General features: G+C 60.9%; 21 protein-coding genes and 2 pseudogenes. 9 read left to right on the top strand and 14 right to left on the bottom strand.

Annotated elements, in window-relative coordinates; translation table 11 throughout:
* Nucleotides 1-64: 64 nt before the first annotated feature.
* From ACX3YF_RS17400 to ACX3YF_RS17390, 3 genes and pseudogenes are all read right to left on the bottom strand, one after another.
* Nucleotides 65-286, bottom strand: coding sequence for a hypothetical protein (locus ACX3YF_RS17400; RefSeq protein WP_130207037.1), 222 nt, complete (start codon nt 284-286; stop codon nt 65-67).
* Nucleotides 287-1,054: 768 nt separating this feature from the next.
* Nucleotides 1,055-1,591, bottom strand: a complete 537-nt coding sequence (locus tag ACX3YF_RS17395; RefSeq protein WP_458973984.1) for a dihydrofolate reductase family protein — start codon at nt 1,589-1,591, stop codon at nt 1,055-1,057.
* 14 nt (nt 1,592-1,605) lie between these two features.
* Nucleotides 1,606-1,832 (bottom strand): annotated as a pseudogene (locus ACX3YF_RS17390) (hypothetical protein).
* A gap of 339 nt (nt 1,833-2,171) precedes the next feature.
* On the opposite strand from ACX3YF_RS17390, the gene ACX3YF_RS17385 reads away from it, so the two are divergent.
* Together ACX3YF_RS17385 and ACX3YF_RS17380 are read left to right on the top strand one after the other, a co-directional pair.
* Nucleotides 2,172-2,441, top strand: coding sequence for a short-chain dehydrogenase (locus ACX3YF_RS17385; protein WP_248914043.1), 270 nt, complete (start codon nt 2,172-2,174; stop codon nt 2,439-2,441).
* 126 nt (nt 2,442-2,567) lie between these two features.
* A pseudogene (locus tag ACX3YF_RS17380) lies at nt 2,568-2,751 on the top strand (CopG family transcriptional regulator); the annotation flags it as partial.
* Nucleotides 2,752-2,775: 24 nt separating this feature from the next.
* On the opposite strand, the gene ACX3YF_RS17375 reads toward ACX3YF_RS17380, so the two are convergent.
* The 5 genes from ACX3YF_RS17375 to ACX3YF_RS17355 form a co-directional block, all read right to left on the bottom strand.
* A complete protein-coding gene (locus tag ACX3YF_RS17375) occupies nt 2,776-4,878 on the bottom strand; it encodes an efflux RND transporter periplasmic adaptor subunit (protein ID WP_458944572.1) in 2,103 nt (700 codons plus the stop codon).
* A gap of 12 nt (nt 4,879-4,890) precedes the next feature.
* Complete coding sequence (locus ACX3YF_RS17370; RefSeq protein ID WP_130206052.1) at nt 4,891-6,267, bottom strand: efflux RND transporter periplasmic adaptor subunit; 1,377 nt, start codon at nt 6,265-6,267, stop codon at nt 4,891-4,893.
* Nucleotides 6,264-12,248 carry an Ig-like domain-containing protein gene (locus tag ACX3YF_RS17365; protein ID WP_458973983.1) on the bottom strand — a complete coding sequence of 1,995 codons (5,985 nt, stop codon included), beginning with the start codon at nt 12,246-12,248 and terminating at the stop codon, nt 6,264-6,266. The genes ACX3YF_RS17370 and ACX3YF_RS17365 overlap by 4 nt, the downstream gene beginning before the upstream one ends.
* Before the next feature lie 67 nt (nt 12,249-12,315).
* Nucleotides 12,316-13,068 carry an efflux RND transporter periplasmic adaptor subunit gene (locus ACX3YF_RS17360; RefSeq protein WP_458973982.1) on the bottom strand — a complete coding sequence of 251 codons (753 nt, stop codon included), beginning with the start codon at nt 13,066-13,068 and terminating at the stop codon, nt 12,316-12,318.
* Complete coding sequence (locus ACX3YF_RS17355) at nt 13,065-14,609, bottom strand: TolC family protein (RefSeq protein ID WP_458973981.1); 1,545 nt, start codon at nt 14,607-14,609, stop codon at nt 13,065-13,067. Before ACX3YF_RS17355 ends, ACX3YF_RS17360 begins: the two co-directional genes overlap by 4 nt.
* A 601-nt stretch (nt 14,610-15,210) precedes the next feature.
* On the opposite strand from ACX3YF_RS17355, the gene dusA reads away from it, so the two are divergent.
* A complete protein-coding gene (gene dusA, locus ACX3YF_RS17350; protein WP_204149684.1) occupies nt 15,211-16,206 on the top strand; it encodes a tRNA dihydrouridine(20/20a) synthase DusA in 996 nt (331 codons plus the stop codon).
* A gap of 178 nt (nt 16,207-16,384) precedes the next feature.
* Nucleotides 16,385-17,311 carry a transaldolase gene (tal, locus tag ACX3YF_RS17345; protein WP_448647218.1) on the top strand — a complete coding sequence of 309 codons (927 nt, stop codon included), beginning with the start codon at nt 16,385-16,387 and terminating at the stop codon, nt 17,309-17,311.
* A gap of 97 nt (nt 17,312-17,408) precedes the next feature.
* Here the strand turns inward: tal and rssC are convergent, their stop codons facing one another.
* Together rssC and rssB are read right to left on the bottom strand one after the other, a co-directional pair.
* Complete coding sequence (rssC, locus tag ACX3YF_RS17340) at nt 17,409-17,891, bottom strand: anti-sigma factor antagonist RssC (RefSeq protein ID WP_047531307.1); 483 nt, start codon at nt 17,889-17,891, stop codon at nt 17,409-17,411.
* Entirely contained in the window at nt 17,891-19,072 is a 1,182-nt protein-coding gene (gene rssB, locus ACX3YF_RS17335) for a two-component system response regulator RssB (protein ID WP_047531309.1), read from the bottom strand. The genes rssC and rssB overlap by 1 nt, the downstream gene beginning before the upstream one ends.
* Nucleotides 19,073-19,347: 275 nt before the next feature.
* Between rssB and ACX3YF_RS17330 the strand changes: the two genes are divergently transcribed.
* Nucleotides 19,348-19,647, top strand: a complete 300-nt coding sequence (locus tag ACX3YF_RS17330; protein ID WP_130205952.1) for a PilZ domain-containing protein — start codon at nt 19,348-19,350, stop codon at nt 19,645-19,647.
* Nucleotides 19,648-19,711: 64 nt separating this feature from the next.
* On the opposite strand, the gene ACX3YF_RS17325 is transcribed toward ACX3YF_RS17330, so the two are convergent.
* Nucleotides 19,712-20,401 carry an MlaA family lipoprotein gene (locus ACX3YF_RS17325; protein ID WP_448647219.1) on the bottom strand — a complete coding sequence of 230 codons (690 nt, stop codon included), beginning with the start codon at nt 20,399-20,401 and terminating at the stop codon, nt 19,712-19,714.
* A 200-nt stretch (nt 20,402-20,601) separates the two neighbouring features.
* Here ACX3YF_RS17325 and ACX3YF_RS17320 point away from each other — a divergent pair, with 200 nt between their 5' ends.
* Nucleotides 20,602-21,222 (top strand): HAD family phosphatase, encoded by a 621-nt coding sequence (locus tag ACX3YF_RS17320; RefSeq protein WP_130205948.1) that lies wholly within the window; start codon nt 20,602-20,604, stop codon nt 21,220-21,222.
* Between the two features lie 109 nt (nt 21,223-21,331).
* Nucleotides 21,332-21,595, top strand: a complete 264-nt coding sequence (locus ACX3YF_RS17315; protein ID WP_130205946.1) for a DUF4404 family protein — start codon at nt 21,332-21,334, stop codon at nt 21,593-21,595.
* Between the two features lie 45 nt (nt 21,596-21,640).
* On the opposite strand, the gene queF is transcribed toward ACX3YF_RS17315, so the two are convergent.
* Both queF and copI read right to left on the bottom strand, forming a co-directional pair.
* Complete coding sequence (gene queF, locus ACX3YF_RS17310; protein ID WP_448647220.1) at nt 21,641-22,471, bottom strand: NADPH-dependent 7-cyano-7-deazaguanine reductase QueF; 831 nt, start codon at nt 22,469-22,471, stop codon at nt 21,641-21,643.
* 61 nt (nt 22,472-22,532) lie between these two features.
* Nucleotides 22,533-23,069 (bottom strand): copper-resistant cuproprotein CopI, encoded by a 537-nt coding sequence (gene copI, locus ACX3YF_RS17305; protein WP_458944566.1) that lies wholly within the window; start codon nt 23,067-23,069, stop codon nt 22,533-22,535.
* Nucleotides 23,070-23,224: 155 nt separating this feature from the next.
* On the opposite strand from copI, the gene ACX3YF_RS17300 reads away from it, so the two are divergent.
* Both ACX3YF_RS17300 and ACX3YF_RS17295 read left to right on the top strand, forming a co-directional pair.
* Nucleotides 23,225-23,905, top strand: coding sequence for a heavy metal response regulator transcription factor (locus tag ACX3YF_RS17300; RefSeq protein WP_047531323.1), 681 nt, complete (start codon nt 23,225-23,227; stop codon nt 23,903-23,905).
* Complete coding sequence (locus tag ACX3YF_RS17295; protein WP_458973980.1) at nt 23,905-25,254, top strand: heavy metal sensor histidine kinase; 1,350 nt, start codon at nt 23,905-23,907, stop codon at nt 25,252-25,254. Before ACX3YF_RS17300 ends, ACX3YF_RS17295 begins: the two co-directional genes overlap by 1 nt.
* Before the next feature lie 104 nt (nt 25,255-25,358).
* On the opposite strand, the gene ACX3YF_RS17290 is transcribed toward ACX3YF_RS17295, so the two are convergent.
* Nucleotides 25,359-26,603, bottom strand: coding sequence for a lipoprotein-releasing ABC transporter permease subunit (locus ACX3YF_RS17290; protein ID WP_458973979.1), 1,245 nt, complete (start codon nt 26,601-26,603; stop codon nt 25,359-25,361).
* Nucleotides 26,604-26,626: the final 23 nt, after the last annotated feature.

Genomic DNA, 26,626 nt, shown 5'->3' with positions numbered 1-26,626 from the left:
GTGAAAGAACACAGCCCTGTAGGAGCCAGCTTGCCGGCACCTACAGAGGTCAAACGGAACACCCTCAGTCGTCGTGCAGCAACCCCGAACTGTACTCGCCGAAGCTGTTGCTCAGCGCATTGCCATGGAAATTCATCTTGTTGGGGTTGGAACCGGTAGGCCCCGGACCAAAGCCAGCGGACGGCACGGATTCGGCCGAATAGGTTTCATGAGACGTCACCCCCGAACAGGCGCTCAACAGCAAAGCACCGGCGATGAGCGAGACTTTGAAGAGGTTTGAGATCATTTTTCGGGTTCCTGTGGGGTGGGTAAGCGGTGGCTGGGTCTTGTCCGTTCATCCTAGGCCGGTGGTGTGTCGGGGATTATGAAACTTGGGTGGGTGACAGCGTTGGTTCAGGTAGTGCGGTTTCTGAATGAAAAAGGGAGTGATCTTCTTCATTAGTATCGTTCCTAGAGTTGATAAAGGAACTGCCAGCATCACTTCCACATGATGGGTGGCAGCTGTGCGCAGGTGTGGAAGACCGGGGGATCTAGGAAACCGGCGCACCCGAAAGTGCCCCGCGCACAGCCGCCATAATTTAACAGCAGACATGAAAAAAGCGCCTGCTTAAATTCAGGTGGCGCCTTGTGCGCCTAGATCTTGAGAAGGGCTTCCACACCCTTGCCGCTGATTTTGCAGCGACTGTAAAAGGGTATCGGGGTGGCTAGGGGAATAACAATATGGGCAATGTCGACGCGAGTTGAGGGAGATTTCCTACATTTGCTATATGGCATCAACAGCCTGGAAATTCAAAAGACGCAATTGCATCGCTCCAAACGGGAATCTCAGCGAATAGCCCAATCCTGTTAAACGCCCCACCTCCCAGCCTCATCGATTCCAGATATCCAAGTTTGCTTAAGCGATCAACAGTAATGAAGAATTCATCAAGATGACGCTCGCAGTGATGATGACGCCGGAATGACCGTGATCCCCCATATTCGGTCATTTACTCGACGGTACCGTGGACGAGATTCCATCTTGCCCTCGCCTTGGATCGCGCCTCCCTCCGGAAGGTCAAGGAGCCACCTGATAGGTCGACTGCACTAGACCCGAAGGAAAGCATCGGCTGCTTACCAGCTTCAATTCAATGTCCTGCGTAAGGGCCCCGAACAATGGTCTTCCCGACCCGATCAGCACGGGAACCGTAGTGATCACCATATCGGCGACTAACCCGTCACGCAGGAATGATTGCACCAACTGTCCGCCATCGACATAGACACGACGCACACCTTGCCTCGCCAGTTCCGCCAATAGGTCTGAAGGAGTGAGGCTGGAAAAACGCACCTTGCCCTCCAGCGCCTCGGGCACCTGCGAATCGGCCAACTGTTGAGACAACACCACTACCGGCCGGTCGTAGAACCAGGTGTCGAAGGTCAGCACTTTCTCATAGCTCCCCCGCCCCATCACGATCGCATCCTTGTCGGCGATGAAGTCCAGGTAGCCGTGATCCTCGCTCTGATCATCGCGCTGCAATAGCCATTCAATGCCCCCATCGGAACGGGCTATGAAGCCATCCAGACTGGTGGCGATGAAAACATGTGCAGTGGTCATAGGAGTCTCCTTATTCAAAAAATGGGGACGGATTTAGTTGTGCAGTCCCCATTTACGCAGCGCAGCAAACCTGAACTGTACTCGCCGACGCTATGCTCAGCGCATTGCCTTGGAAATTCATCTTGTTGGGGATGGAACCGGTCGGCCCCGGACCGAAGCCGGCAGATGGCACGGATTCGGCCGAATACGTTTCATGAGACGTCACACCCGAACAGGTGCTCAACAGCAAAACACCGGCGATGAGCGAGGCCGTCTCCCAAAAAAGGCACTGTCCTACACGAAGACAGGAATTGTCCGTACACTTCGCCATTGCTGCGTTTTTGTCACGAGGCCTATAGTCCGTCCAGCGCCAAAATGGCGTGTCGGGTTTGGCGACTCGATGGCAATTGAACTGGAGCCTCCGACCATTTCGGAGCGCTTCGGAACGCACCTAGCTACCTGTTTTATGGTGGCTGTGCGCGGGAGACCCAAGGGTCTGCCGGTTTCTCCATTGCCCGGTTCGCCAACCCGCGTACGGCTACCACCCTCTCGTTTGGCGACGATTGAGTGATAGCTCATTCAAACTAATGGAGCTTCGCTTATGAATGAGTACATGGCTTTAACCAGCAATGCCGATGATCTTCCCTCGCTATTTGTGAACACCACACAACCCTTGCACTCACTGCTCACCACGGCCAGATATAGAATCGGAGCCGTGACTCAGGTTCTCGAAAACCTCGCCATGCGCGGCGAAATCAGTACCGACTCGGTCATCCTCAGCGACTTCGCGCTGCTGTGCAGCATTCCGTTGCGCGATGGTTGCGATGTGCTGGATGTCATTGCACGACGTATGGACGCTGAACCGTCCTGATCTCACAAAAGGGGTGCCCTTCCTTGGCGCCCCTTTGGCCTGTCTCACTGCGATACGGGTCATTCAGGCTGAAACATCCACCATGAGGCCACCATGACCGGTATCACTCTGAACTAGCCGGAAGACTTGTCGAATTTTCTCGCCGATCTGGCCAGGACCAACGGACAAACTACGAGCCATCTGGCGATGGCCGCTCTGCGCGACTACATCAAGCACGAAAAGACGCTGGCTGCCCAGATCAACTGACCAAGGCCAATTCGCCCCGGATGAACAGGTCGCCGCGATGCTTGCCCGGCGCTGGCGCCGGAACGTGCCGGACGTACCACGCCCCCCACTAAAATCCCGCCTCCCGCCACGCCACCGCCCCAGCCGCCCGTATAAACCTCGCCGCCGGCGATTCCCAGCGCCCGGCGATAGCCACGCGGCCTCGCAGGAGCGGGCTGGTCGCGGGAAGGTTGGCCTCGATGTCGAGGATGACGCGGTACACCGCTTGTTCAGGGTACAGAATGCCGTTGTTTTCCCGCACCAGCACGTGGCCACCGGACAAGGTTGCCAAGGCCCCCTCGCCGAGGGTTCGACTGGCGTTGCGGTCAATGCTGCTGATCCGTGCGGTCAGGTCCGGGCCGCCCAGGCCGTCGGCGATGAACAGCGCGCGGTCGCCGATGGCCAGGCGGCGGATTTCGTCCTCGTCGACGTAGGTCACCACTTGCCAGGGGCCGTCTGCGATCAGTTCGCCCAAGGGTTCCTGGTTTTTCAGCCATTCGCCCGGACGCAGATCCGGATCGATATCCACCAGCCGACCCGGGTACGGCGCCATCGGTCGAAAGCGCAGCAGGTCAGCGCCTACCGTGGCCTGCTCGGCATTGGCATGAGCCAGTTGGCCGTGCAGTAACTGCCAGTCCTTACGGGTATTTTTGTCAAAGGCAGCGGCGCCGGATTGCCAGCTGAGGGCGGACTGCCTCGCAGTGGTTTGGGCTCCACGCAGTTGCAGATCAGCCGAGTCGAGGCTGAGCAACGGCTGGTTGGCGATCACCGCTTGGCCATTGGCCACGGGCAGCGCCGTCAGCCTGGCGTGCGCGGGCGCATAAAGCTCCATGCGTTGTTGCGGTTGCAGCAGGCCACTGGTCAACACGCGGTTTGGCCAGGGTAAAAAGAGCAGCACGACCAGCGTCAGCATCAGCAAGCCCGAAACGCGCACTCGCCCGCCCTGACGAATCGCCGGCCAACGAGTACGCCATTCAGTGAACTCACGCCAAAGCGGCAAGGCAATGAACCAGCTGATTTCTACCGCGAACAGAAAGATGCCCAGCGCCTTGATGAAGAAGTGATAGACCAGTGCCGCAATGCCCAGAAACAGGACCAGCCGATAGATCCACACCGCCCAGGCAAAGATCACCAGGCCCTTGTGCAGGCGCGGGCTGAAGTGTTCCGGGGCCGGTTCCTGAAGCTTGAACAAGCGCTCGCGCAGATCCCAGCGGGCCAAGGCAAACGCGCGGTTGTGCAAGTTAGGAAGACCGAGACAGTCGGACAGCAGAAAGTAGCCGTCAAAGCGCATGAACGGGCTCCCGTTGATGATCAAGGTCGACACCCAGGTGGTGGTCGACAACAGGAAGGCCACCTGTTTCGGGCCGCCGTCGGGCAACCAGGCCCAGGCCAGCGTGGCCCACGCGGCGATCGCCAGTTCAGTGAGAATGCCGGCGCCTGCCACCGCCAGGCGCTGACCACGCCGAGGCAGCTTCCAGACTTCGTTGGTATCGGTATAGGCCACCGGCCACAGCACCAGTAATGCGACCCCCATGGTGGGTACGCGGCAGCCGAAATGCTTGGCGGTCAAGGCGTGCCCAAGTTCATGGCAGACCTTGGCGAACAGGATGGCCGCCCCATACGCCAGCATGCCCTGCCAAGTCAGGGTATCCATCAAGGTCGCCACGAAGCGTGTACTTTCGCGATAGGCCGCCACGCCACCCAGCACCGCGGCCAGCAGCGTGAGCACCCAGAACCCGCGAGTAAACAGTAGCGAAACGTAAGGCAAAACCCGGCGCAGCATGCGATCCGGTCTTACCAGGGGGATGCGCAAGAACAGGTAGTTATGCAACAGCCATTGCATCCAGCTGCCGCTTTGCCTGGCCATCTGGGCCGCCATGGCCGGCGCCGCTCCGGCTGCCGGCTGCAGCAATTGCTGGTTACGCAGGAACGCCAGCAACTCGTCAAAGGCTTCAAGGTCGAGGGCCAGAGTGGTATCGCGGTTGATCTGCGCGATGATTTCCTCGGGTTGGCGCAACGCCCACCGACCGAGCATTTCAAAGCTGGGCCAGTCGATCTGAAAGAACAGGTTGCGCGCCGGGTCGTGCAGCGTCCAGCTGGGTTGTCCGTCACGCAGCCGAGGGCCCGGGACAATGGATAAGTCTTCGCGCAGGGCCGGCAGCAACGAGGGCATCTGCAACCCCGCCTAGAGGGCTAGAAACTGGCGTACGACGGCCAACGGCCGACGCAACACCCAATAAGCCAGCGACACCTGATCGCCATAGAGCTTGACGGTTCCCTTCAGGCCGATACGTTGGTCAGCCGCAGTGGCCAGCGTGGCACGCACCCGGTAGGCATAACTCCCGTCGGGACGCGCGGTTGCCCGATGGCTCATATAGCGCAAGGTGCCAGACAGCGACGTCAGTGGCGAAGCCGCCAGATACAACTGCACCTGCGCCTGCTCGGCCAGTGGAATGGCATCCCCGATAGGTACCCACGCCTCGATCTCGACATCATTGGCCGCCGCGACCTGCATGATTTTTTCGCCGATCTGAACTGGCCGACCAATCCACTCGCTGGGGTCGTCGAGCAAGACGATACCGGCGCCAGGTGCCAGCACCCGGGAGCGCTCGGACTGGCCCTGCAAAAACGTGGCCTCGGCTTCTTTTTCGGCGATCGTGCCCAGCAATGTGGAAATCTGCCCACGCGCCTGCGGGTCGTTGAGCATCATCTGCGTCGCTTGCCGATACTGCGCTCGGGCAGTTGATACCGCCTCGCGCGCCACGGCAAGGCGGCTGTCCAAAGGTGCCTGGTCGAAGGAGAACAACAATTGCCCAGGGCTGACGGACTCGTTGGGGCGCACACTGAAATCGGCGATCACGCCATCCAGTGGCGCACGAATGGTGTCCGGGTTGGCCGGCACCAGTTCACCCTGAGCCAACACCGTCAAGCGCACAGGGAAACACATCACCCCTGCCAGTATCAGTGCCACCACCAGGTAACGCCGCCAGCGTACCGTCGTCGAACCACCCCGCCACCAGGCACGCCAGCCCAGCGGTGACCAGCGCGCGGGGCGCTGCAATGCGCACCAGGCGTGCTGCCAGATGTCTCGCCATTCGCACAGTACAGGTTCCAGCTCCACCGCCAAGGGCCAGTCACTGGCCAGCAGCAGCCCGCCGCCGACGGCATTCAAGGGCACCCAGGTGGCAGCGCCAGGCAACCATTCGCCCCACTCTGTGCGAATGTCCGCTGGCAGCGAGGCGATGTCCACCGGCAACGGGCTATCCGCCGGGTGAATGGCCGAAAGGTGCTCACCCAAGCGCCGCAACCACTGCGCATAGGGGACGTTGCCGTCGACCGAAACCACGCCGGACAGCGCGCGTACACCGCCGTCGGTCATCCATAAAGCCGCTTGGCGATAGGCGAGCAACAAACGGGTGTCGTTGACCAATAAAAAGCCCAGCTCGGCAGTGCTGGTTGCGGCCCGGGCCCGCTGCCCGAGCTCTATCAGTGTCAGCAGCGGATTGACCGACGCATGCACCGCCGTGGAACCCGCGACGTCGATGGGTGCCCCGTCGCTCATAGCGGCCTGCCGGGCACACCCGCACTCTGCGCCAGGCCCGCCAGGCGCTGCCCGCTCGTCGTGCGCGCGTCATGCAGTTGCTGACTCAGGCTGCTGCGCCCGGTGGGCTCGGCCACGGCCGCCGCAGGGTTTCGGCCAACCGGCGCCTGGGCACGATGGTCACGCTGGATGACGATATCGAACGCTTGTACCGCGTCATGCCCGAGGCTGTCCCGGGCCATGACCCGCACCGTCAACTTGCCGGCAAAACCTTCGGGCGCGATGCCCTCGAATCGCCCATTGCGCGGGTTGAACTTGAGCCAGGGCGGTAGCGGCCGGCCATCTTCGAGTTCAGCGCTCAACTGCAGACGCTCTCCCGCGATGCTGTGGCTGAACGCATGGGTATCGAGTTGCACGCTGATGCGCTCACCGCTGCGCATCACCAGATTATCGATAGGCCGGCTCGCCACCAGCACCTCACGGCCCACCACCAGCGGCGCACTGACGCCGGGGCCAAGCAGTTCGGCAAGCCCGCCACGGATCGGCGCGTCCGCCTGCAACGTCTGGCCGAACAGGCCGGGCGACTGCCAAGGGCTTTGGCTGGCAACACTCAGAGCCGGCGGGGGCGGTGCACTCTGATCGCTAAGGCTCGGGGGCAGCAACGAGGCGGGATACACCACGGACGGCATAGGCACGGGGACCACGGGCGGTGTCTGGAACAGTGCGGGGGCGGTAACAGCATTGCTGACCACGAGCTCGCCGTTGCTGCTATCGGTGGCAACATTGCCGGCCAGATCGGTGACGGTGGCGACCACGTTGTACTGTTGGCCGGGAGCCAGGTTCAACCGGCCACTGGCCGGCACTGCGGTGGCCAGATCCAGTCGCCAGGCGCCCGCCACCGGCGTGACGTCATAAGTTGCCCCGCCGACGCTGACCGTCAGGTGTTCATCCGGTGCCAGCGTCACGCTGCCGGTCAGTGTCGGCGTGGTGCTGGTGGTGGTCTGCGCATCGACGCTCGGGACGCTGGCCGTAGTGTCATACACATAGGCTTGCGACCTCACGGCGCCGTCGTTGCCGACAAGGTTGCTGACCTTGACCAGCAGCGTGTTGCTGGCGGTCAGCGTCTGGCCACTCAGCGACCAAGTGTCAGCACCTACGCTGGCACTGGCAGTCGTCCAGGTTGCGCCGTTGTCGAGCGATACCAACACTCTCTCGTTGTTACCCAAATTGGCCGACAAGGTGCCGCTGATGGTTTGCGCCGCCACGTTGGTGATGAAGTCCGAGGACGAAGCACCGCTGTCTTGAGAGAAATTGATGCTGCTGACCAAGGTCCCGGGTGTGAGCGTCCCCACGATCAGTTCGCCCGCAGTAGTGTCGCTGGCGGTATTGCCGGCCAGGTCGGTAACGCGGACCACCACGTCGTATTGCTGGTTCAGCGCTAGCGCCAGGGCGCCGCTCGCCGGCACTGCGGTGGCCAGATCAAGGCGCCAGGCACCGGCCACCGGCGTAACATCGTAAGTCGCCCCGCCGACGCTGACGGTCAGGGTTTCGCCGGCCGCCAGGGTGGCACTGCCGGTCAATACCGGGGTCAGACTGGCGGTCGATTGCGGGTCGATGCCGGGGACAGTGGCGGCGGTGTCATACACATAGGCTTGCGACAGCGCCGCGCCGTCGTTGCCTGCGGCATCGCTGACCTTGACCAGCAGGGTGTTGCTGGCGGTCAGCGTCTGGCCGTTCAGTTGAAAGGCATTGCTGCCGACGGTTGTGCTGGCGGCGGTCCAGGTGGCGCCATTATCGAGCGAAACGTACACCACCTCTCCCGAGGCCAGGTTCGCCGACAGGGTACCGCTGATGCTCTGCGCGGCGACGTTGGTGATGAAGTCGCTGGTCGAGCTACCGCTGTCGTTCGACAGGCCCACAGTGGCGACAGTGGTGCTGGGGCCGGTGGTGTCGAACACATAGGCACGGCTGGTGGCAACCCCATTGTTGCCCGCCAGGTCGGTGACGCGCAGCTTCAAGGTGTCACTGGCGGCCAGGGTCACGCCGTTCCAGGTCAGGGTCGTGCCGCTGACCTTGCTGGTGATGTCGGTCCAGGTGGCGCCGTTATCCAGCGACCCATAGACAACGTCGCCCGCGGCCAGTGCTGCGCTGAGGGTGGCACTGATGGTCTGCGCAGCCGTATTCGTGATGAAATCGCTGTGGCTGATGCCCGTGTCCGCAGACAGCGACAGACCGCTGAAGGTGATGGTCGGCGCGGTGGTATCGAGCACGTAAGCCTGCGAATAGCTCGCGCCATTGTTGCCGGCGTCGTCGCTGATACGCACCTTGAGCGTCCCGCTGCCGGTCAGTGTCTGGCCGGCCAGCGTCCAGGTGCTGCTACCGACGCTGGCGGTGGCCAGGGACCAGGTCGCGCCGTTGTCGAGTGACACGTAGACGTGCTCGCCAGACGCCAGATTGGCCGCCAGCGTGCCACTGATGGTCTGGGCCGCGGTGCGCGTAACAAGGTCGACGGCCGAGGTGCCGGTATCGGCGGAAAAGACCGCGCTGGCTGCGGTGTTGGTCGGCGCCGCGGTATCGATGACGATGTCCTTGTTGGCGCCCAACGACCCGGCCGTGCCGGGGGTGGCCAGGGTCAGCACGGCGGGCTGGTGGGCACCGCTGGCATCGATGATGGTGGCGCCGTTGAGCGCCAGGGCGCTGGTCGAGCTGTAGTCGAGATCGGCGCTGTTCTGGCCGGCGCCGACGGTGTAGCTGAAGGTCAAGGCATTGGTGCCCGACCCACCGGTGTAAGTGGCAGTGCCGCCACCGTCCAGGGCCAGCGTCGGGGTGCCGCCGGTGGTATCGACGGTTACCGCTGTAGAAAAGTCGACCGTGAGGGTGATGGTCTGGCCGCTGCCATAGGCACCGTCGGCGGTACTGGCGCTGATGCTGGAGATGCTCGGGCTGCTGCCGTCTACGCCAACACCGGCGGTGCTGCCGACGCTGTTAAGGGTGGTGCTCGCGTCGTTGCCGGCCTGGTCTCGCAGGCTACCGCCGTTGAGGGCCAGCGCGCCGACGGTGATGCCATTGCTATCGATATCTCCATTGGCCACGGTATAGCTGAACACCAGCGCGCTGCCACCGGAGCCGGAAACATAGCTGGCATATCGAGTCGTGGCGCCGACCACGATAGCGATACGGGGCGTACCGCCCGTGGTGTCGACGTACACCGCTTCGTTGAAGTTGACCGTGAAATTCAACGCGCTGGCGCTGTAATACGTGCCGTTGGCCGGCACGGCGACTGAACCCACCGCTGGCCCAATGGTGTCGACCGTGACCTGCTCCGCGGACGACGCCGCCGAGACATTGCCTGCCGAATCGGTGGCCGTGGCCGTGAAGACATGCCCACCGTCGCTGCGCACGCCAGTGGTGTAGCTCCAGGCGCCACCCGTGGCGACGACGCTGCCCAGCAGTGTGGCGCCATCGTAGATGCTGACAGTGCTGCCGCTTTCGGCTGTACCGGTCAGCATGGGCGTAGCGTCATTGGTGACCCCATCGGAATTGGCCATCCCGCTGTCACTTGCAGTGGCGAGCGTGATGGTCGGTGCAGCCGGTGCGCTGCTGTCCAGTACGTAAGCCTGGCTGCGCACGGCGCCCTGGTTGCCGGCCGCATCCACCAACTTGAGCTGCAGGGTGTTGCTGGCGGTAAGCGTTATGCCGTTCCAGTTCAAGGTAGTGCCGCTGACCTTGCTGGTGATGTCGGTAAAAGTGCTGCCGTTGTCCAGTGAACCGTAGAGGATGTCACCCGCGGCCAGCGCGCCGCTGAGCGTGGCCTGGAGGGTCTGTGACGCACTGTTGGTGATGAAGTCGCCCGCGGTACCCGTGTCGTTGGAAAAACTCAAGCCGCTGAACGTGGTGGTCGGCGCGCTGGTGTCATACACGTAGGCCTGCGACAAGACCGCGCCGTCGTTGCCCGCAGCATCGCTGACCTTGACGCGCAGGTTGCTGCTGGAGGTCAGGGTCACACCGGCCAGCGACCAGACGTTGCTGCCCACGCTGGCACTGGCGGCCGTCCAGGTCGCTCCGTTGTTGAGCGAGACATACACCGTATCCCCCGCCGCCAGGTTGGCCGACAAGGTGCCGCTGACCGTTTGGGCGGCGGTATTGGTGATGAAATCAGTGCTGGACGTACCGCTGTCGTTGGAGAAGCTGGCGCTGGCAATGCTGTTGGCAGGCGCAGTGGTGTCCAGGGTGTACGCCCTGCTGGTGACCACGCCGTTATTGCCGGCGCTGTCGGTCACTCGCAGCATCAGGGTGCTGCTGCTCGAAAGCGTGGCACCGTTCCAGGTCAGGGTAGTGCCGCTGACTTTACTGGTGATGTCGGTAAAGGTGGCGCCGTTGTCCAGCGAGCCATAGAGGACATCGCCTGCCTCCAAGGTATTGCTCAGGGTAGCGCTGATGGTCTGACTGGCGGTCTTGGTGATGAAGTCGGTATTGCTGGCGCCTGTGTCCGCCGATAACGCCAGGTTACTGAGTGTGGTGGTCGGTGCCGTGGTGTCCAGCCTGTACGTGTGGCTGTAGGCGGTGCTGCTGGTGGCGTTGGTATTGATGACGCGGGCCATGAAGGTGTTGCTGCCGGCCAGCGTGGTGGTGGTGCTCCAGCTGGTGGAGCCTACGGCATAGCTACTGGCGTTGTTCCAGGTACTGCCGTTGTCGTAGGAGACTTGCACCCGCTCACCCGTGCCCAGGGCAGCCGACAGCGAACCGCTGATGGTCTGGCTGGCGGTACTGGTGACGAAATCGCTGGCGCTGGTGCCGGTGTCGGCGGACAACGAGGCGGAACTGACGGTGGCAACGGGTGAGGCCAGCTTGACGTCGGTGATGATGAAATTCTGGAAGATCGAGTAGTCATTCGAGTCGATGGTGACGCGGACGACGTCGTTGATGCTCTGGCTGAAGGACGATATCGGGACCATCATGTTCGGGTCTACGCCGCCCTGGTCGAAGTTGCTGGTGCTACCGTTGGCGTACGTCAGCGTGAAATGCAGGGTGCCGGTCCAGGCTTGCGCGGTCAGGCCGGTGAGGCCGAAGGTATAACCATTCTCGGCGGTGATGACCAGGCGGGTGCTGTTGAGCCCAATGGAGAAGTTGAAGGGATTCAAGCCGGCATCGAAGCCCATATTGTCGGCCTGGAAATAGATGTGGACCGTGCCGTTGCCACTACCACTGGTATTGCTGACCAGCCTGTCGATCGTGATATTGGTGTAGTCATAGTTCGATTCGGCGCCGTTGAAGTAGACGGTATCGAGCACGCCGTCGTACTGGACCAGCGCCAGCTCCCGAGTGTCGATGACGCCGCTGTGCGCCTCCAGCGTCCAGTTGCCGCCCAGGCGGGCGGCGCCGGTGAGGTCGGTCGATGCGGCCACGTCAGCGCCGGTCGCCTGTGCCAGGCCGCTGAGCAATGCTGCGCCGTCACCTGCGCCCACATCGCAACCGTATAGCAACAGGTCGCCGTCGGCGGTGAGCGCCTGACCCAATTGCGCCAGTTCGGCTTGAGTGGTGCTGTCGGACAGCGAACTCTGCGTCAGTTGCGACGAGCCCAGGTTGAGCACACCTTCGGAGCCATGGGACAGAATATGAATCGCATCCAGCCCACTCTGGGTGCTGGCCCAGGCAGCAATTTGCGCCAGGCCATCCTTGCTGCCGTCGAACTCGACGATGCCAACGCCATCGCGCACGCCGGCTTCGAGGGCCTTGTAGTTGGCCACCGAGGTATCGACCAGAGCCACTTCCTTCTTGCCGCTGTCCTTGGCCGGCTCGGCCTCGCGCACCGTGACCGCCGGCGGTACCGCCGCCACCACTGCTGCGTCCGGCGCCTGTGCCGCGTGGGCCGCATCGGCCACTGCCGCGCCGTCGAACATGAAGCGCTGCTCCAACGACAGCAACTGCGAGGTGCGAAGCAAGCGCGGGCCACTGGCGGCCTTCAACGAAGAACGCAGCAGAGACTCGAGGGACTGGGTCATGGCTAACTCCTGGGCGCTACCGTGCACGCAGTGGAATGAAGTTTTGATCAAGCAGGCCAGGTATCACCTAAGGCGGCGTCATTGCCACCCGACCACTCATGCCCGCCATCAACTCGGGGAAACGACCGTCGATGACCGCGCCGAGCTTGATCGATTGGGTCACCGCATCCACCCGGGCGCCGATACGCTGGACCTTGGCGGGATAGGTCTTGCCCGTTTCGTCGATGCTGACCTGAAAACCGCTACCGGGATGCAGCCACGCCAACCAGCGCGAGGGCACGATGAATTCGAGCTCCAGGGTGCTGTCATCGAGGATTTCCAACAGCGGCTGGCCGGGCTGCACGAATTGCTGCTCGCGCACTTTCTGCTCGGCGATGCGCCCGGCGAACGGCGCGGTAATCTGGCACTTGCTCAGCACCGTGCGGCTGCCCGACACCTCGGCCTGGGCCTTGAGCGCTTGCGCTTTGGATACATTCAGCTCCACCTCACCGACCGAGTTGAGCTGCGCCAGTTTCTGATTGCCCTTCAAGCTGGCATCGGCGGCCATCAGAGAGGCTTGAGCCTGAGCCAGTTGCGCTTGCTGCAGCAGGCAATCGAACTGCACCAGCACCTGCCCCTGCTTGAAGGACCCGCCTTCGGCCAGTGGCAGACGGGTAATTTTCGCGCCGATCTCGGCGGACAAGGTGGTATAGCGCAACGGCGTCAGCTGCGCGCGAATTTCACGGTTATCGAGCCCTGAATCGGCATCCGGCACAGCCGCGTGCGCCACGCCCCAGCAGAGCAACGCGGCGACTGCGAGCGGGAGGCGCACCGCTTTCATGGCGCCGCCTTGATGGCAGGCAACTGGCCCTGATTCCAGGTTTGCAGCGCGCTGCCCACGGCGCTGGTCAACTGCGCCAATGGCATGCTCGAGGCTCCTTCTATGCTCGGCTCCAGCCCCAGCGTCGCCTGTAGCCGCGAAGCCGCCGCCTGGCTGCTGGACAACGCTTGATAACGGCGCAATTGCGACAGCACCGAGGCGCTTTGTTGCGAAACCCGATCCAGTGGCGTGACCTGCGCCGCCTCGGCCTGGTTGGCCACTTGCTGTGCCAGGCGCTCATCCACCGAGGCAATGGCATCAGCACGCGCCAACTGGTGAGTAGCGTTGGCATATTGCAGGCGTGCAATGTGCAACTGGGTCAGCACCACCATCTGCGTGGCCATGCGCCGCTGATCCGCCAAGGCCACCCCGGCATTGGCCAGGCGCATTTGCGCGGGCGCCGACAACAGCCCGAGCAAGTTGTAGGAGATCTGCACGCCTGCGTCGGTCCAATTGCGGTTGATCAGGTATTGATCGTTACTGGTCTTGTAACCGTAGTTGAACGATATCCCTGGAAACAGCTTCAGCAGCGTGCGCCGGGTTTCCTCTTGGGCGATACGTGCGTTGTAGATACCTTCGCGCAGGTCCGGGTTGCGCACCAGGGCATATTCTTCAAGTTGCTCCACCGGCTGATTCAGCCAACTACCGTTATTGTCGGTGGCAGGCTCGACGACGACGAAATCAGCACCCAGCGGCAAGTTGGTCAATGCCGCCAACTCGACCCGCGCGGTGGACAATTCCTGCTCGACCAACTCCATCAGCCGCAGGTTTTCCAGCAACTGTCGCTGATAGCGCAGCGGCTCCAGGGGCGAGCGGACTTTTACTTCTTCGGCACTTTGCGCATCCTGCAAGGCCGCTTCGGAGTCGGTGATGGTGGTGCGCACCAGCGGCATCAGTTTTTGCGCGGCCACCACGCGCCAATAGGCGCTGCGTACATCCTGCATCAGATTGTGCAGGGCCTTTCGGCGGCGCTCGGAGGCTATCATTACGCGATCGGCATTCTGCCGCGCCGCGTAATAACTTTGACCGAAGTCGAGCAAACTCCAGGAGATACCGATCTCGCTGGTGACGGCTTCGCGACTGGAGGAAATGTATGGGTTGGCCAACGATTGCGCACCGGTGACCGAGTCCTTGCTGTTGGTAATCAGCTCGTTGTTACGCCCGCGATAGCCGGCGGACGCAATGAGCTTGGGCAGCATGTCGAACTGCCCGACCTCGAAGGTCCCGGCGGCGACCGCCTCTTCCATCGCCCGGTAGCGCTGCTCGGCGTTGTACTTGATGGCACGGGCCACGGCGCCTTCAAGCGTCAGCGGGCCGTTCAGGGGTTCGACATCACGTACCAGCGCGGCCTTGTCCGCCGCCACGATGGGGCGCACATCGGACTCCTTCAGCGCCGCTTCGTCGTACTTCAACGTGGAGCAACCGCTCAGCATCAACAAGCCACTGAAAGCGAGAACATTACTGGCGAACGGCAACTTTCGAGCTGAACGAGACAGGCGCATTGAAAAATCCCTGAAATTGAATATCCCTGAAAACTCACAACCGCGACCTGACTGAGAACACTCTTACTGGCGCACTGCGGCTCCCGAGTATAAACACTGCTTATTGGCACGCCAATGGCGTGCGATTTTCAAGTTGTCGACAACCTGCCGGAAAACTTTAGCCGTCGTGATTACGCGGGAATGGCTTCGACCGGCCCACCGCCTGCTCCAGTGTCCCGCCTTTGTGTGCACTGCCCCGCCTTTATTGTGCCAGTCCACAACCGCGCAACTTCCTATCGTCGAGTCCTACCCCGCTCGACGACTACGATCACCTGATCAACCACGTGTAGCGCTGGGAGCCGCAGATCCGCGCAGCGTGCAGCCCCGGGCCAGCACCGCCACCGCACTCAAGCCCGGTTGAAGCCATTGAGGACGACTCTGCGGCGCTCAAGACGCCGCTGATTGAGCGAGCCCTGAGTGCTGGGCTCGGCCATTTGCTATAGGGCATCAACAACCTGAAAGTTCACGAGGCGCGGTTGCATCACCCCAAACGTGAATCTCAGCGAATAGCCCAATCCTGTTAAACTCCCCACCTCCCAGCCTCACCGATTCCAGATCCCCAATGTCCGTAACCAACACCACACCTGCCCCGCTCTCCCGTCGTTTTGCCGTCGCGCCTATGATGGATTGGACGGATAGACACTGCCGTTTCTTCCTGCGCCTACTCTCAAAAAACGCCCTCCTCTACACTGAAATGGTCACCACCGGCGCTCTGCTCAATGGCGATCACGAGCGTTTCTTGCGCCATAACGACGCCGAGCATCCTCTCGCGCTTCAACTCGGTGGCAGCGTTCCGCTGGATCTGGCCGCCTGCGCCCGCATGGCCCAGGACCACGGGTACGACGAGGTGAACCTGAATGTCGGCTGCCCGAGTGATCGGGTGCAGAACAACATGATCGGTGCGTGCCTGATGGGGCATCCGCAGTTGGTGGCTGATTGTGTGAAGGCGATGCGGGATGCGGTGTCGATTCCGGTGACGGTGAAGCATCGCATCGGTATCAATGGACGGGACAGTTACGAAGAGTTGTGTGATTTCGTGGGGACGGTTCGGGATGCCGGGTGCACCAGTTTTACCGTGCATGCGCGGATCGCGATTCTGGAGGGGTTGTCGCCGAAGGAGAACCGCGACATTCCGCCCCTGCGTTATGACGTGGCGGCGCGGTTGAAGGCGGACTTTCCGGAGCTGGAGATCATTCTCAACGGCGGGATCAAGACGCTGGAAGCCTGTCACGAGCATTTGCAGACGTTCGACGGTGTGATGCTGGGTCGTGAGGCGTATCACAACCCTTATGTGATGGCCGAGGTGGACCAGCAGTTGTTTGGCAGTACGGCACCGGTGATCACTCGCGCCGAGGCGTTGGCGCAGTTGCGGCCGTATATCGCTGCGCACATCGATGCCGGCGGTTCGATGCACCACATTACCCGCCATGTGCTGGGGCTGGGCACCGGGTTTCCGGGGGCGCGCAAATTCCGGCAATTGCTGTCGGTGGATATCCACAAGGCCAAAGAGCCGTTGGCGTTGCTGGATCAGGCGGCGGCGTTGCTTGAGGGGCGCTGACGGTCGGTTGCTTTGAACCTGTGGTCTGTTTTGGCATCGTATTTACCGAGACCTCGCCCCGCCTTTCAAACAGCCGTTTTCAGGTTGTTGCCGCAGGGGCCATCGATACACGTAAGCGCCCTTGAGTGGCTGTCAGCGCTCGGGTAATGTCATCAGACCCATAGGACAGAGCACGCCCATGACTTCCAAGCTGGAACAACTCAAACAAATGACCACCGTCGTTGCCGACACCGGCGACTTCGAAGCAATCGCTCGGGTTAAACCGGTAGACGCCACCACCAACCCTTCCCTGCTGCTCAAAGCGGCGGCGATTCCTGCTTACGCCGAATTGCTGAACGCTTGCGTCAAAGACTGCAAGGGCGATGTGGGCTTGGCCAGCGACCGGTTTGGCGTTGCAGTGGGTCAAGAAATCCTGAAAGTGATCCCGGGGCGCATTTCCACCGAAGTGGATGCGCGCCTGTCATTCGACACTGACGCCGTATTGAAGCGCGCGCATCGTCTGATCGAGCTGTACGAAAAGGCCGGCATCGGCCGCGACCGCGTGCTGATCAAGATCGCCTCCACCTGGGAAGGCATCCGCGCGGCGGAGATCCTGGAAAAGGAAGGCATCCAGACCAACCTGACCCTGCTGTTTTCCTTCGCTCAGGCGGCTGCTTGCGCTGACGCCGGGGTGTTCCTGATTTCGCCGTTCGTGGGCCGTATCTATGACTGGTACAAGAAAGCCAACGGCAACGACTACACCGGCGCGGACGATCCGGGCGTGCAGTCGGTAACCCGCATCTACAACTACTACAAGGCCAACGACTACAAAACCGTCGTGATGGGCGCGAGCTTTCGTAACCTGGGCCAGATCGAACAACTGGCCGGTTGCGACCGCCTGACCATCAGCCCGGACCTGATCGACAAGCTGGCGGCAGATACTGGCAAGCTGGAGCGAAAACTGGCGCCAGGGCATGCCGGTGAAGCACGCTTGAGCCTGAATGAAGCGCAGTTCCGCTGGTTGTCCAACGAGGATGCGATGGCGACCGAGAAACTGGCTGAAGGTATTCGTCAGTTCGCGCGCGATCAGGAGAAACTCGAGGCATTGCTGCAAGCCAAGCTGTGATCTAGTTCGACATACGCGCAAAAAAGGGCGAACCATCGGGTTCGCCCTTTTTTGTGCGCATCAGGCAATACGCTGGCTTCGCAACGGCCTCAGGGGATCAATGCCGCTCCAGCGCATTCACCAGATCATGGAACGCTTCGCGATTATGGTCGTTCAGCCCCATGAGGATCTTGTGCGCTTCCAGCACCTTGATTCGCACCACTTCTTCGGACTGGTCCTGATCAGGCAGGTCGTCCAGGCATTCCGGGCACGGCACGGGCTTGTCAACGATGTTGAACACTTGCTCGAAGCCCATGGACTGCAGCAGCCGGGTGATGTCTTCGTGGGTGGTGACGACGGTCGGCAGCAGGCCGACCTTTTGCCGCGAGAGAATCGACAGCTTGGCCAGAAGGCCAAGGGTGGTGCTGTCGATGCTGCGGGTTTCAGTCAGGTCGATCACGATGGTGTTGAAATTCAACGCCGTGAAGATCCGATCAATAGTCGCATCCAACGCCGAACACAGGGTCAGGCGAACTTCACCGACGAACTTGAGGACGAAGGTGCCGTCCTGCTCGGCGAACTGGATTCTACCGGTACTCATTAAAGATTCCTGCTCAACACCAACAGGGCGATATCATCCGGCATCTCCCCTAGCGTGGCCAATCCAAAAACCTGCCGCAGACCATCCAGGCTGCCGCCCGCCGCCTTGACCCGTTGGGGCAATGCCGCTTCTTTTTCTTTGAGTGTGGGTTCTGGCAAAAGGTCCAGAATGCCATCAGACATCAGCGTCAAGCTGAAGGTCGGCGGCAGTTCCAGCACGTGGTCTTCGTAGGTGGCTTCGTTGAAGAGGCCCACCGGCAGGCCACGCCCTTCCAGGTAACGAACACTGTCGGGTGTGTACAGCACTGGCAACGGCAAATGACCACCGATGCTATAGGTCAACAAACCTGTCTCCTCGTCGATGACTCCACCGACCATTGTGACGTGTTTACCCAGCTTACAACTGATCAGGCCCCGGTTGATATGACCAAGAACCTCTGAAGGCTTGAATTCCGGCAATGTACCGCTGCGCTTGGACTCGAACAGCAGGCGCGTGGTCATGAACTTCAACAGCACGGTGACGAAGGCTGAAGAGGCGCCATGTCCGGAAACGTCCGCCAGGTAGAACGCCACCCGGCGCTCGTCGACGCGGAAATAGTCGACGAAATCACCCGACAGGTACAGTGACGGGATGATCTGGTGAGCAAACTTGAACTCGTCGATGGTCCAGGGGCTGACCGGCAGCATGTTCATCTGCACCTGGCGACCGGCATTCTGGTCTTCCTGGAGCAGGTTCAGGCTGGCGGCGAGCTCACGGTTGGCCTTCTCCAGCTTCTCGCGGTAGCGCTGGTTTTCCAGGAGCAGGCGCGCACGATCCAGGGCCCGACGCACAGAGTGCTCGAGCACGGCCAGATCTTCGAGAGGCTTGATCAGGTAATCCGCTGCGCCCAGGCGCAACGCTTCGACCGCGTCGTTCATCACACCGGCGCCCGACACCACGATCACCGGCGTTTGCGGCGACAGCTCGGTCACCTGGCGGATGAGTTCGAGCCCGCCCATCTGCGGCATGCGCAGATCGCAGATCACCAAGTCGGGCTTGTCTTGCTCGAATACCTGAAGACCCTGCTGGCCATTGCTGGCCTGCAAGACGCTGAAACCACTGTCTTCCAAATAGGCGGCGAGGCTCGCGCGCACTACCTCGTCATCATCGATTATCAGCAGCGTGGCACTGGTTTTTGGCATGTGGGCAAACGGCGCCAGAATTAGGTTGGCGTAGCGGCTCGGGTTTTTGGCCCGGCTCAACTACTGGATTCGCTTTCTAGCCTCTCTGGCGCACTGTTTTCGAGCATTGGCCCGACACACGTGTACACCAGAGGTGCCCTTCTAAGGCGCAGACGGTACTCCCATCCGCGAGGCGTTTCAAGCTCACGCCGATGGTCGCTTGACGTCTACACTTGTCAAATCACCGAGAGTTATAAGAACCGTCAAAACCGTAACCCAATGGAAGGATCAAACCCATGAGCCAAACCCGCCGAGACTATAGCGAAAAGCGCGATTACATCCGCATGCGGGTCGATGCCGATGTGTCGCTGATTCATGAGGGGGATGAGGTGCCAGCCGTCTGTATCGACCTTTCCAGCAGTGGCATGCAGCTTCAGGCGCGACGCTCGTTCGGGGTCGGTGACCGGCTACTTGTACGCATTGAATCCGAGCATGCCGCGTTGAAAGGGCTCGAAGCCGACACCGAGGTGGTGTGGGTGAAAGAATTGGAAGACGGCAATCAGAAACTCGGCCTTACAATATTGAGAATGAAATAACGTCGCTCCAGACGAAAAAAAAGCGGCCCGATGACGGCCGCTTTTTTGTTTTATCGGTCAGGATTTAAAAATCGTCTTCGACCTGACCGTCCTTGACCTTGAATTCGCGGTTCTGCAAGTACGCGTTACGGATGAAGGTGTACTTGTCGCCAGTGATCAGCTTCTCGCTCGACAGCAGGTTGGCGCGGGTGTCAGTGACATCCAGGGCGTAGAACGAGTTACGCACCGGCACGTCATTCACATAGCGGTAAGCGCCGGTATAGGTGTCGGCGAATTTCGATGGCGCGTCGCGCAAAGTGCTTGGGCCCAAGAAGGGCAGCATTACGTAAGGACCACTGCCCACGCCCCAATAACCAAGCGTCTGGCCGAAGTCTTCATCATTGCGATGCAAGCCCATCTTGGTGCCGACATCGATGAAACCCAACAGGCCGAAGGTGGTGTTGAAAATCAGGCGTGCCGTATCGACACCGGCGGCGGCCGGCTTGGCTTGCAACAGGTCGTTGGCCAGGTTGCGCACATCACCGATGTTCTGGAAGAAGTTATGAATGCCGTCTTCGACAAACTGCGGCGTCACGTACTGATAGCCCTGGGCCAAAGGCTTCAGCGCATAGGTGTCGAGTACGTCGTTGAACTTGTAGATCGGGCGGTTGATGCTTTCCCAAGGGTCGTCTTCCGAAGCTGCCTGGGCAACGAACGGAACCAGCAACGCGCTGGCGCACACACAAAGCTGAGCTAGATGATTGCTCCAGCGCATAGAAAAACTCCTTGGATTTTACAGTCGTCGGCGTATTGGCCAAGCCTAAAGGACGCCAGTATATGACGGAAACACCGCTTTAGGCAGCATTGCGCCAGTACATCGGCAGATGATTCGTCTCGATTGTGAGCAATTAACAGCTGTGTCACTCAACTGTCACCGTCGTCGCTTAGCCTTCAGGCTATTTCAGGGACGCTCACATGCCACACGCCGAAACCTCGCCTCAAACAGCGCCGCGCCTGACCGCCGTGCTGTTCGGCCTCAGTGGCTGCCTGGTGGATTTCGGTGCCCGTACGCGCCTCAACGGCAGCCACGCGGCCGAGCACGCCGAGGCCACGCCCGGCGCCCTGAAGAGCCTGCGCAGCTTGCAGCATCAACAGATTCCCTGCGCCTGGCTCGACGAACTGCCGCCCTCCCTCAGCCTTCCGTTGGCCGCTGCCCTGCCGGAATGGATCAAACCTTCGCAACACCTCGCGACAATCAATCCTTGGCCGGCGCCGCATGCCTGCTGGCAAGCGTTGATGGCGCTGAATGTCGAGAAGCTGGATGGCTGCGTACTGGTCAGCGGCGAACCGCGCTTGCTGCAAGCCGGGCTCAATGCCGGCCTGTGGACGATCGGCCTGGCGTCCTGCGGCTCGCTTTGCGGGATGTCGCCCATTGAATGGCAGGCGCTGTCGCCTCAAGAGCGCGATCTGAAACGCGGCAAGGCAACGATGCAACTTTTCGCCCTGGGTGTGCATTCGGTGATCGATCACCTGGGTGAGCTCGACACCTGCCTGGCCGATATCAGCCTGCGCCGGCTCAAAGGCGAAAAGCCCTGATCGAGATCATGCAGGTTAGGCGGGAGTGGATTAATCTAAAGGTTAGCCATAGACCTTTGGCGCGCCATCGCGGTCTATGCCAATGCCAATCGATAAAAGGAAGAACGCAATGCCTGCCCGCGAACTGCAAGAACAGCTCAATACCCTGCGCGAGCAATTGGAACAGAATCCTCCGCTGACAGAAGCCGAGCGCGCAGACCTGCACGCGCTAATGCAACAGATCCAGCTTGAACTTGAACTCGAAACCAAGACCAAGGATGTCAACCTCGCCGATGGCGTCAATCTGGCGGTGGAACGCTTCGAACTCGAACACCCTACCCTGGCCGGCACCCTGCGCAACATCGCGCAAGCCCTGGGCAACATGGGGATCTGAACAAAACCTTGCAGGAGCGAGCTTGCTCGCTCCTGCATTAGATCTTCATTGACGGACCAGACGATGGTTCGACAGCTGCACCTCTTCAGTACTGCGATACGGGTTGATATCCAGTCCGCCACGACGAACGTAACGCGCATAAACCGTCAACTTCTCCGGCTTCAGCAAGCGCTGCAGGTCAAGGAAGATGCGCTCCACGCACTGTTCGTGGAAATCCGAGTGCTGACGGAAGCTGACGATGTATTCCAGCAAGCTCGCATGATCCAGCGCCGCGCCACGGTACTCCACCGCCACGCTGCCCCAGTCCGGCTGACGGGTGACCGGACAGTTGGACTTGAGCAGATGACTGTGCACGCTCTCTTCGACAATACGGGTCTCATCGCAACACAGCAGTTCCGGACGCGGGTGCTCGTAGTTGCTGACGCTGATATCCAGCTCATCGATGCACACACCGGGCAACGCCACGACACCTTCGGCCTCGACCTCTTTCAGGCTGCGAATACGCACGCCGACCGGTTTGCCGGCAGCGGCGGACAGGTCCTTGACCAGCGTCGCCTCAAGGCTCGCGGTGTCGGCGAACGGTGTCTGGTTCAGGGAGTTGAGGTACAGCTTGAACGACTTCGACTCAATGATGTTCGGCGAATCCGCCGGAATGCTGAACTCACCAATGGCCACCACCGGCTTGCCCGACGGCAACAGCCACGACAGTTCAAAGCAGTTCCAGAAGTCCACGCCCTTGTACGGCAGGGTTTCAGCCGTCAGGCCCAGCTCGGCCCACTTCGCGGTACGCGGAATCGGGAACAGCAAGGACGGCGTGTAAGTGGCAATGTATTCGCTGGATTTGCCCAGCGGCGAGTGTTCGGCTGCGGGATGCATGGCGGAAACCTGACTGAAGAATCAGCGGATTCTACCAGCCTTTGTTCCCGCCTTTGAGTGCTTACTGACTGACTGTCAATTTGCCTACCATGCCGGCCTGGTAATGGCCGGGGACGTTGCAGGCAAATTCCAGGTTGGTGGCTTTGCCGAAGGTCCAGGTCAGTTCGGCGGTTTTACCCGGCGCTACCAGTACACTGTTGGGATCGTCGTGCTTCATGGCATGCCCTTGAGATGCGTGATCCATCCCGGCCATCGAGCCGTGATCCATGTTCATCATGCCTGTAGGCGTCATCATGCCGCTTTGCTGCATCTGCAACATTTCCTGCTGGTGCTTGGCATGCATCGCCGCGTCACCGAGGTTGAACTCGTGCAGCAATTGACCTTTATTCACCAGGACAAAGCGAATGGTCTCCCCGGCCTTGATATCGATGGCCTTGGGGGTGAACGACATGTCACCCATCACCACCTCGACGCTGCGGGTCGCCTTGGACGCGGGTGCCGGCTGGCCGAAGTCGTAGGAACTCGCGGGTGCGGCCCGGACCGGTGAGCTCAGTGCCAACACACAAGCGGCCAATGCCAGGGATTTGCGCAAAAACATGGTCGTACTCCAACAAGATAAGGTTCAGCCCGTGGAAAACTCTAGACTGTTACCGCTGCCCGCAACCTGACAGCCAGATTACAACTTTGTCAGCTAGGCCTGCCGCGCTGCCGCCCACGGTATAAAGCTGTCGTTCCATTTAGCCCGAGTCGCCCATGAAACTGCTGATCGTCGAAGACCAACCAAAAACCGGCCAGTACTTGCGCCAGGGCCTGAGCGAGGCCGGCTTCAATACCGAACTGGTGGCCGATGGCAGCACCGGCCAGCAATTGGCGTTGAGCGGCGACTACGCGTTGCTGATTCTCGATGTGATGCTGCCTGGTCGCGATGGCTGGCAGATTCTGCAGGCCGTGCGCAGCGCCGGCCTGGACACGCCGGTTCTGTTTCTGACGGCGCGGGATGCCGTGGAAGACCGGGTTCACGGCCTCGAGCTCGGCGCCGACGACTACCTGGTCAAGCCTTTCGCCTTTTCCGAATTGCTCGCCCGGGTTCGCAGCCTGTTGCGTCGTGGCAGCGCGACGCCCCAGGAAACCAGCCTGCAACTGGCCGACCTGCGCCTGGACCTGATCCGCCGCCGGGTCGAACGCGGCGGCCAGCGCATCGACCTGACCGCCAAGGAGTTCGCCTTGCTGGAAATGCTCCTGCGCCGCCAGGGCGAAGTGCTGCCCAAATCGCTGATCGCCTCCCAGGTCTGGGACATGAATTTCGACAGCGACACCAACGTCATCGAAGTCGCGATCCGCCGCCTGCGCCTTAAAATCGACGATGAATTTCCCAACAAACTGATCCACACCGTACGCGGCATGGGTTACGTACTCGAAGAGCGTCCAGCCTGATGCCACGACTTTCACTGAGCAGTCGCCTGGCACTGCTTTTCGCGGCGTGCACCGCGGTGGTGTCGTTGTTCGCCGGGGTGCTGTTCAGCCGCGCCAGCGAGGCTCACTTCGTTGAGCTTGATCAGCAGTTGCTCGACGGCAAGCTGATCGGCGTACGGCGAGCGCTGCATGACATTCAGTCGCGGGACAGTGAAGTCAAACTGGCCGATGAATTAAGCCGCCAGGCCGATCTCTCATTGCGCATCACCGGCAGCGACGGCCGGCGCTGGTATGACAGTTCCGCAAGCCTGCCGGACATGCTCCCGCAAAAACCGGGGTTATCGACCATCAACGACCATGGAACCGACTACCGCGTCCTGAATGCACCACTGTTTGACGACAAACCCGACTCACCGCAATTGACCCTGCTGCTGGACATCACCCATCACCAACACTTCCTGCAACGCATGCAGCGTTTGATCTGGATGACCGTCGGCCTGTCGGCCCTGGCCACCGCCCTGCTCGGCGCCTGGGCGGCACGCAGCGGGTTGCGGCCACTACGACGCATGAGCGCGATAGCCAGCGGTGTTTCAGCGCATTCGCTCAACGCACGCCTGCCGGAAGACAGCATGCCGTCGGAGCTGGCGGAGATGGCCCACAGCTTCAACGAAATGCTCGGAAGACTCGACGACGCCTTCCAACGGCTTTCGGCGTTCTCCGCCGACATCGCCCATGAACTGCGCACTCCGCTGTCGAACCTGCTGACCCACACCCAAGTCACCCTCACCCGCCCTCGCCCCATCGAGGACTACCGCGAAGCGCTGCACAGCAACCTCGAAGAACTGCAATGGATGGCGCAGTTGGTCAACGACATGTTGTACCTGGCGAAAGCCGACCATGGATTGTTGATGCCCAAACGCGAAGCGCTGGATCTGGCGGCAGAGGCGGATGTGTTACTGGAATTTTTCGCACCGCTGGCCGAGGACGTTCGGGTGACACTGAACCGCGAAGGCCACGGGCACATCATGGGTGATCGGAACATGTTGCGACGGGCGCTTTCCAACTTACTGGACAATGCGTTGCGGTTTACGCCCGCTGATGGCGAGGTATGGGTGAAGATAATCGATCAACCCAAAGGCCTGAGCCTGACAGTTGAAAACAGCGGCGACGGGATTTCAAAGGATTTGCTGCCGCGCCTGTTTGACCGCTTCTACCGCGTGGATCCTGCACGCCACGAAGGCAGCAGCGAGCATGCGGGACTGGGATTGGCGATCACCCAGTCGATTGTCAACGCCCACGGCGGGAAGATTCATTGCGAATCGGAAAACGGCTGGACTCGGTTTGTGATTGAGTTGCCGAAGGAGGTATGAGGCTAGCAGGACCGGCCTCTTCGCTGGCAAGCCAGCTCCCACAGGTTTTTGTGTTGTCCACAACACTGTAGGAGCCGGCTTGCCGGCGAATGCGATTTCAGCGCTTACGAATAGCGAAGAGCGTGAGCCGGCTCGATCTTCGCCGCACGCCACGCCGGGTAAACCGTTGCCAGGAAGCTCAACACGAACCCCGCCGAGCAGATCAACAACACATCCCCGCCCTGCAGTTCGGATGGCAGGTTGCTGACGAAATACACGTCGGAACTGAAGATGTGCTGTCCGCTGACCCGCTCGATCCAGCCCACCATTTCACTGACGTTAAGCGCCGCGATCACGCCGAGTACGCCGCCGATCAAGGTGCCGACAATCCCGATCACCGTGCCCTGCACCATGAAGATCGCCATGATCTGACGCGGCGTGGCGCCGATGGTGCGCAGGATCGCGATGTCCGCGCCCTTGTCGTTCACGACCATGATCAGGGTCGCGATGATGTTGAACGCCGCCACTGCGACGATCATCAGCAACAGCAGGCCGATCATGGTTTTTTCCATCTTCATCGCACTGAACAGGCTGCCCTGGGTGTGGGTCCAGTCGTCAGCCTTGTAGGCCGCCCCCAGACCGCTGGCGATATCGCTGGCAACCTGCGGCGCGGCGTACAGATCCTTCACAGCCAGACGCACGCTCTGCACCTGATTCGGCGCCCAATGCTGCATTTGCGCGGCGTCGGCCATGTGGATCAGTGCCATCGTGCTGTCAAGTTCGGCACCCACCTTGAACACGCCGACCACGTTCAGACGCTGCATGCGCGGGGTGATGCCGCCCGGTGCATTGCTGACCTCCGGCACGATCAGGGTGATCTTGTCGCCCACGTTCAAACGGAAGCGCCGTGCGGTGATTTCGCCGATCACCACGCCGAACTCACCTGGCTTCAACGCATCGAGACGTCCCTGGACGATGTGCTTGGCGACGATCGACACCTGGCCTTCCAGCGCCGGATCAACGCCGCTGACCTGGATTGGCTGCATCGTGCCTTTATAGGACAGCATGCCTTCCATCTCGGTGAACGGCACGGCCGCCGTCACTTCGGGATTTTTCATCGCAGCGGCGGCCACCGGCTGCCAATCATCGATAGGGTTTACACCGACGATAGTGGCGTGCGGCACCATGCCGAGGATGCGCGAGCTCATTTCGCGCTGGAAGCCGTTCATCACCGACAACACCACGATCATCGCCAGCACGCCCAGGGCGAGGCCGATCATCGAGGTCATCGAGATGAAGGAAACAAAGCGATTGCGGCGCTTGGCGCGGGTATAGCGCGTGCCGATAAAGATCGATAACGGTCTGAACATTCGCTGGGGCACCGTATAAAAAT

It is taken from the genome of Pseudomonas fluorescens group sp. PF-69, from assembly GCF_054481235.1.
This window is presented reverse-complemented; position numbering and strand designations above follow the sequence as displayed.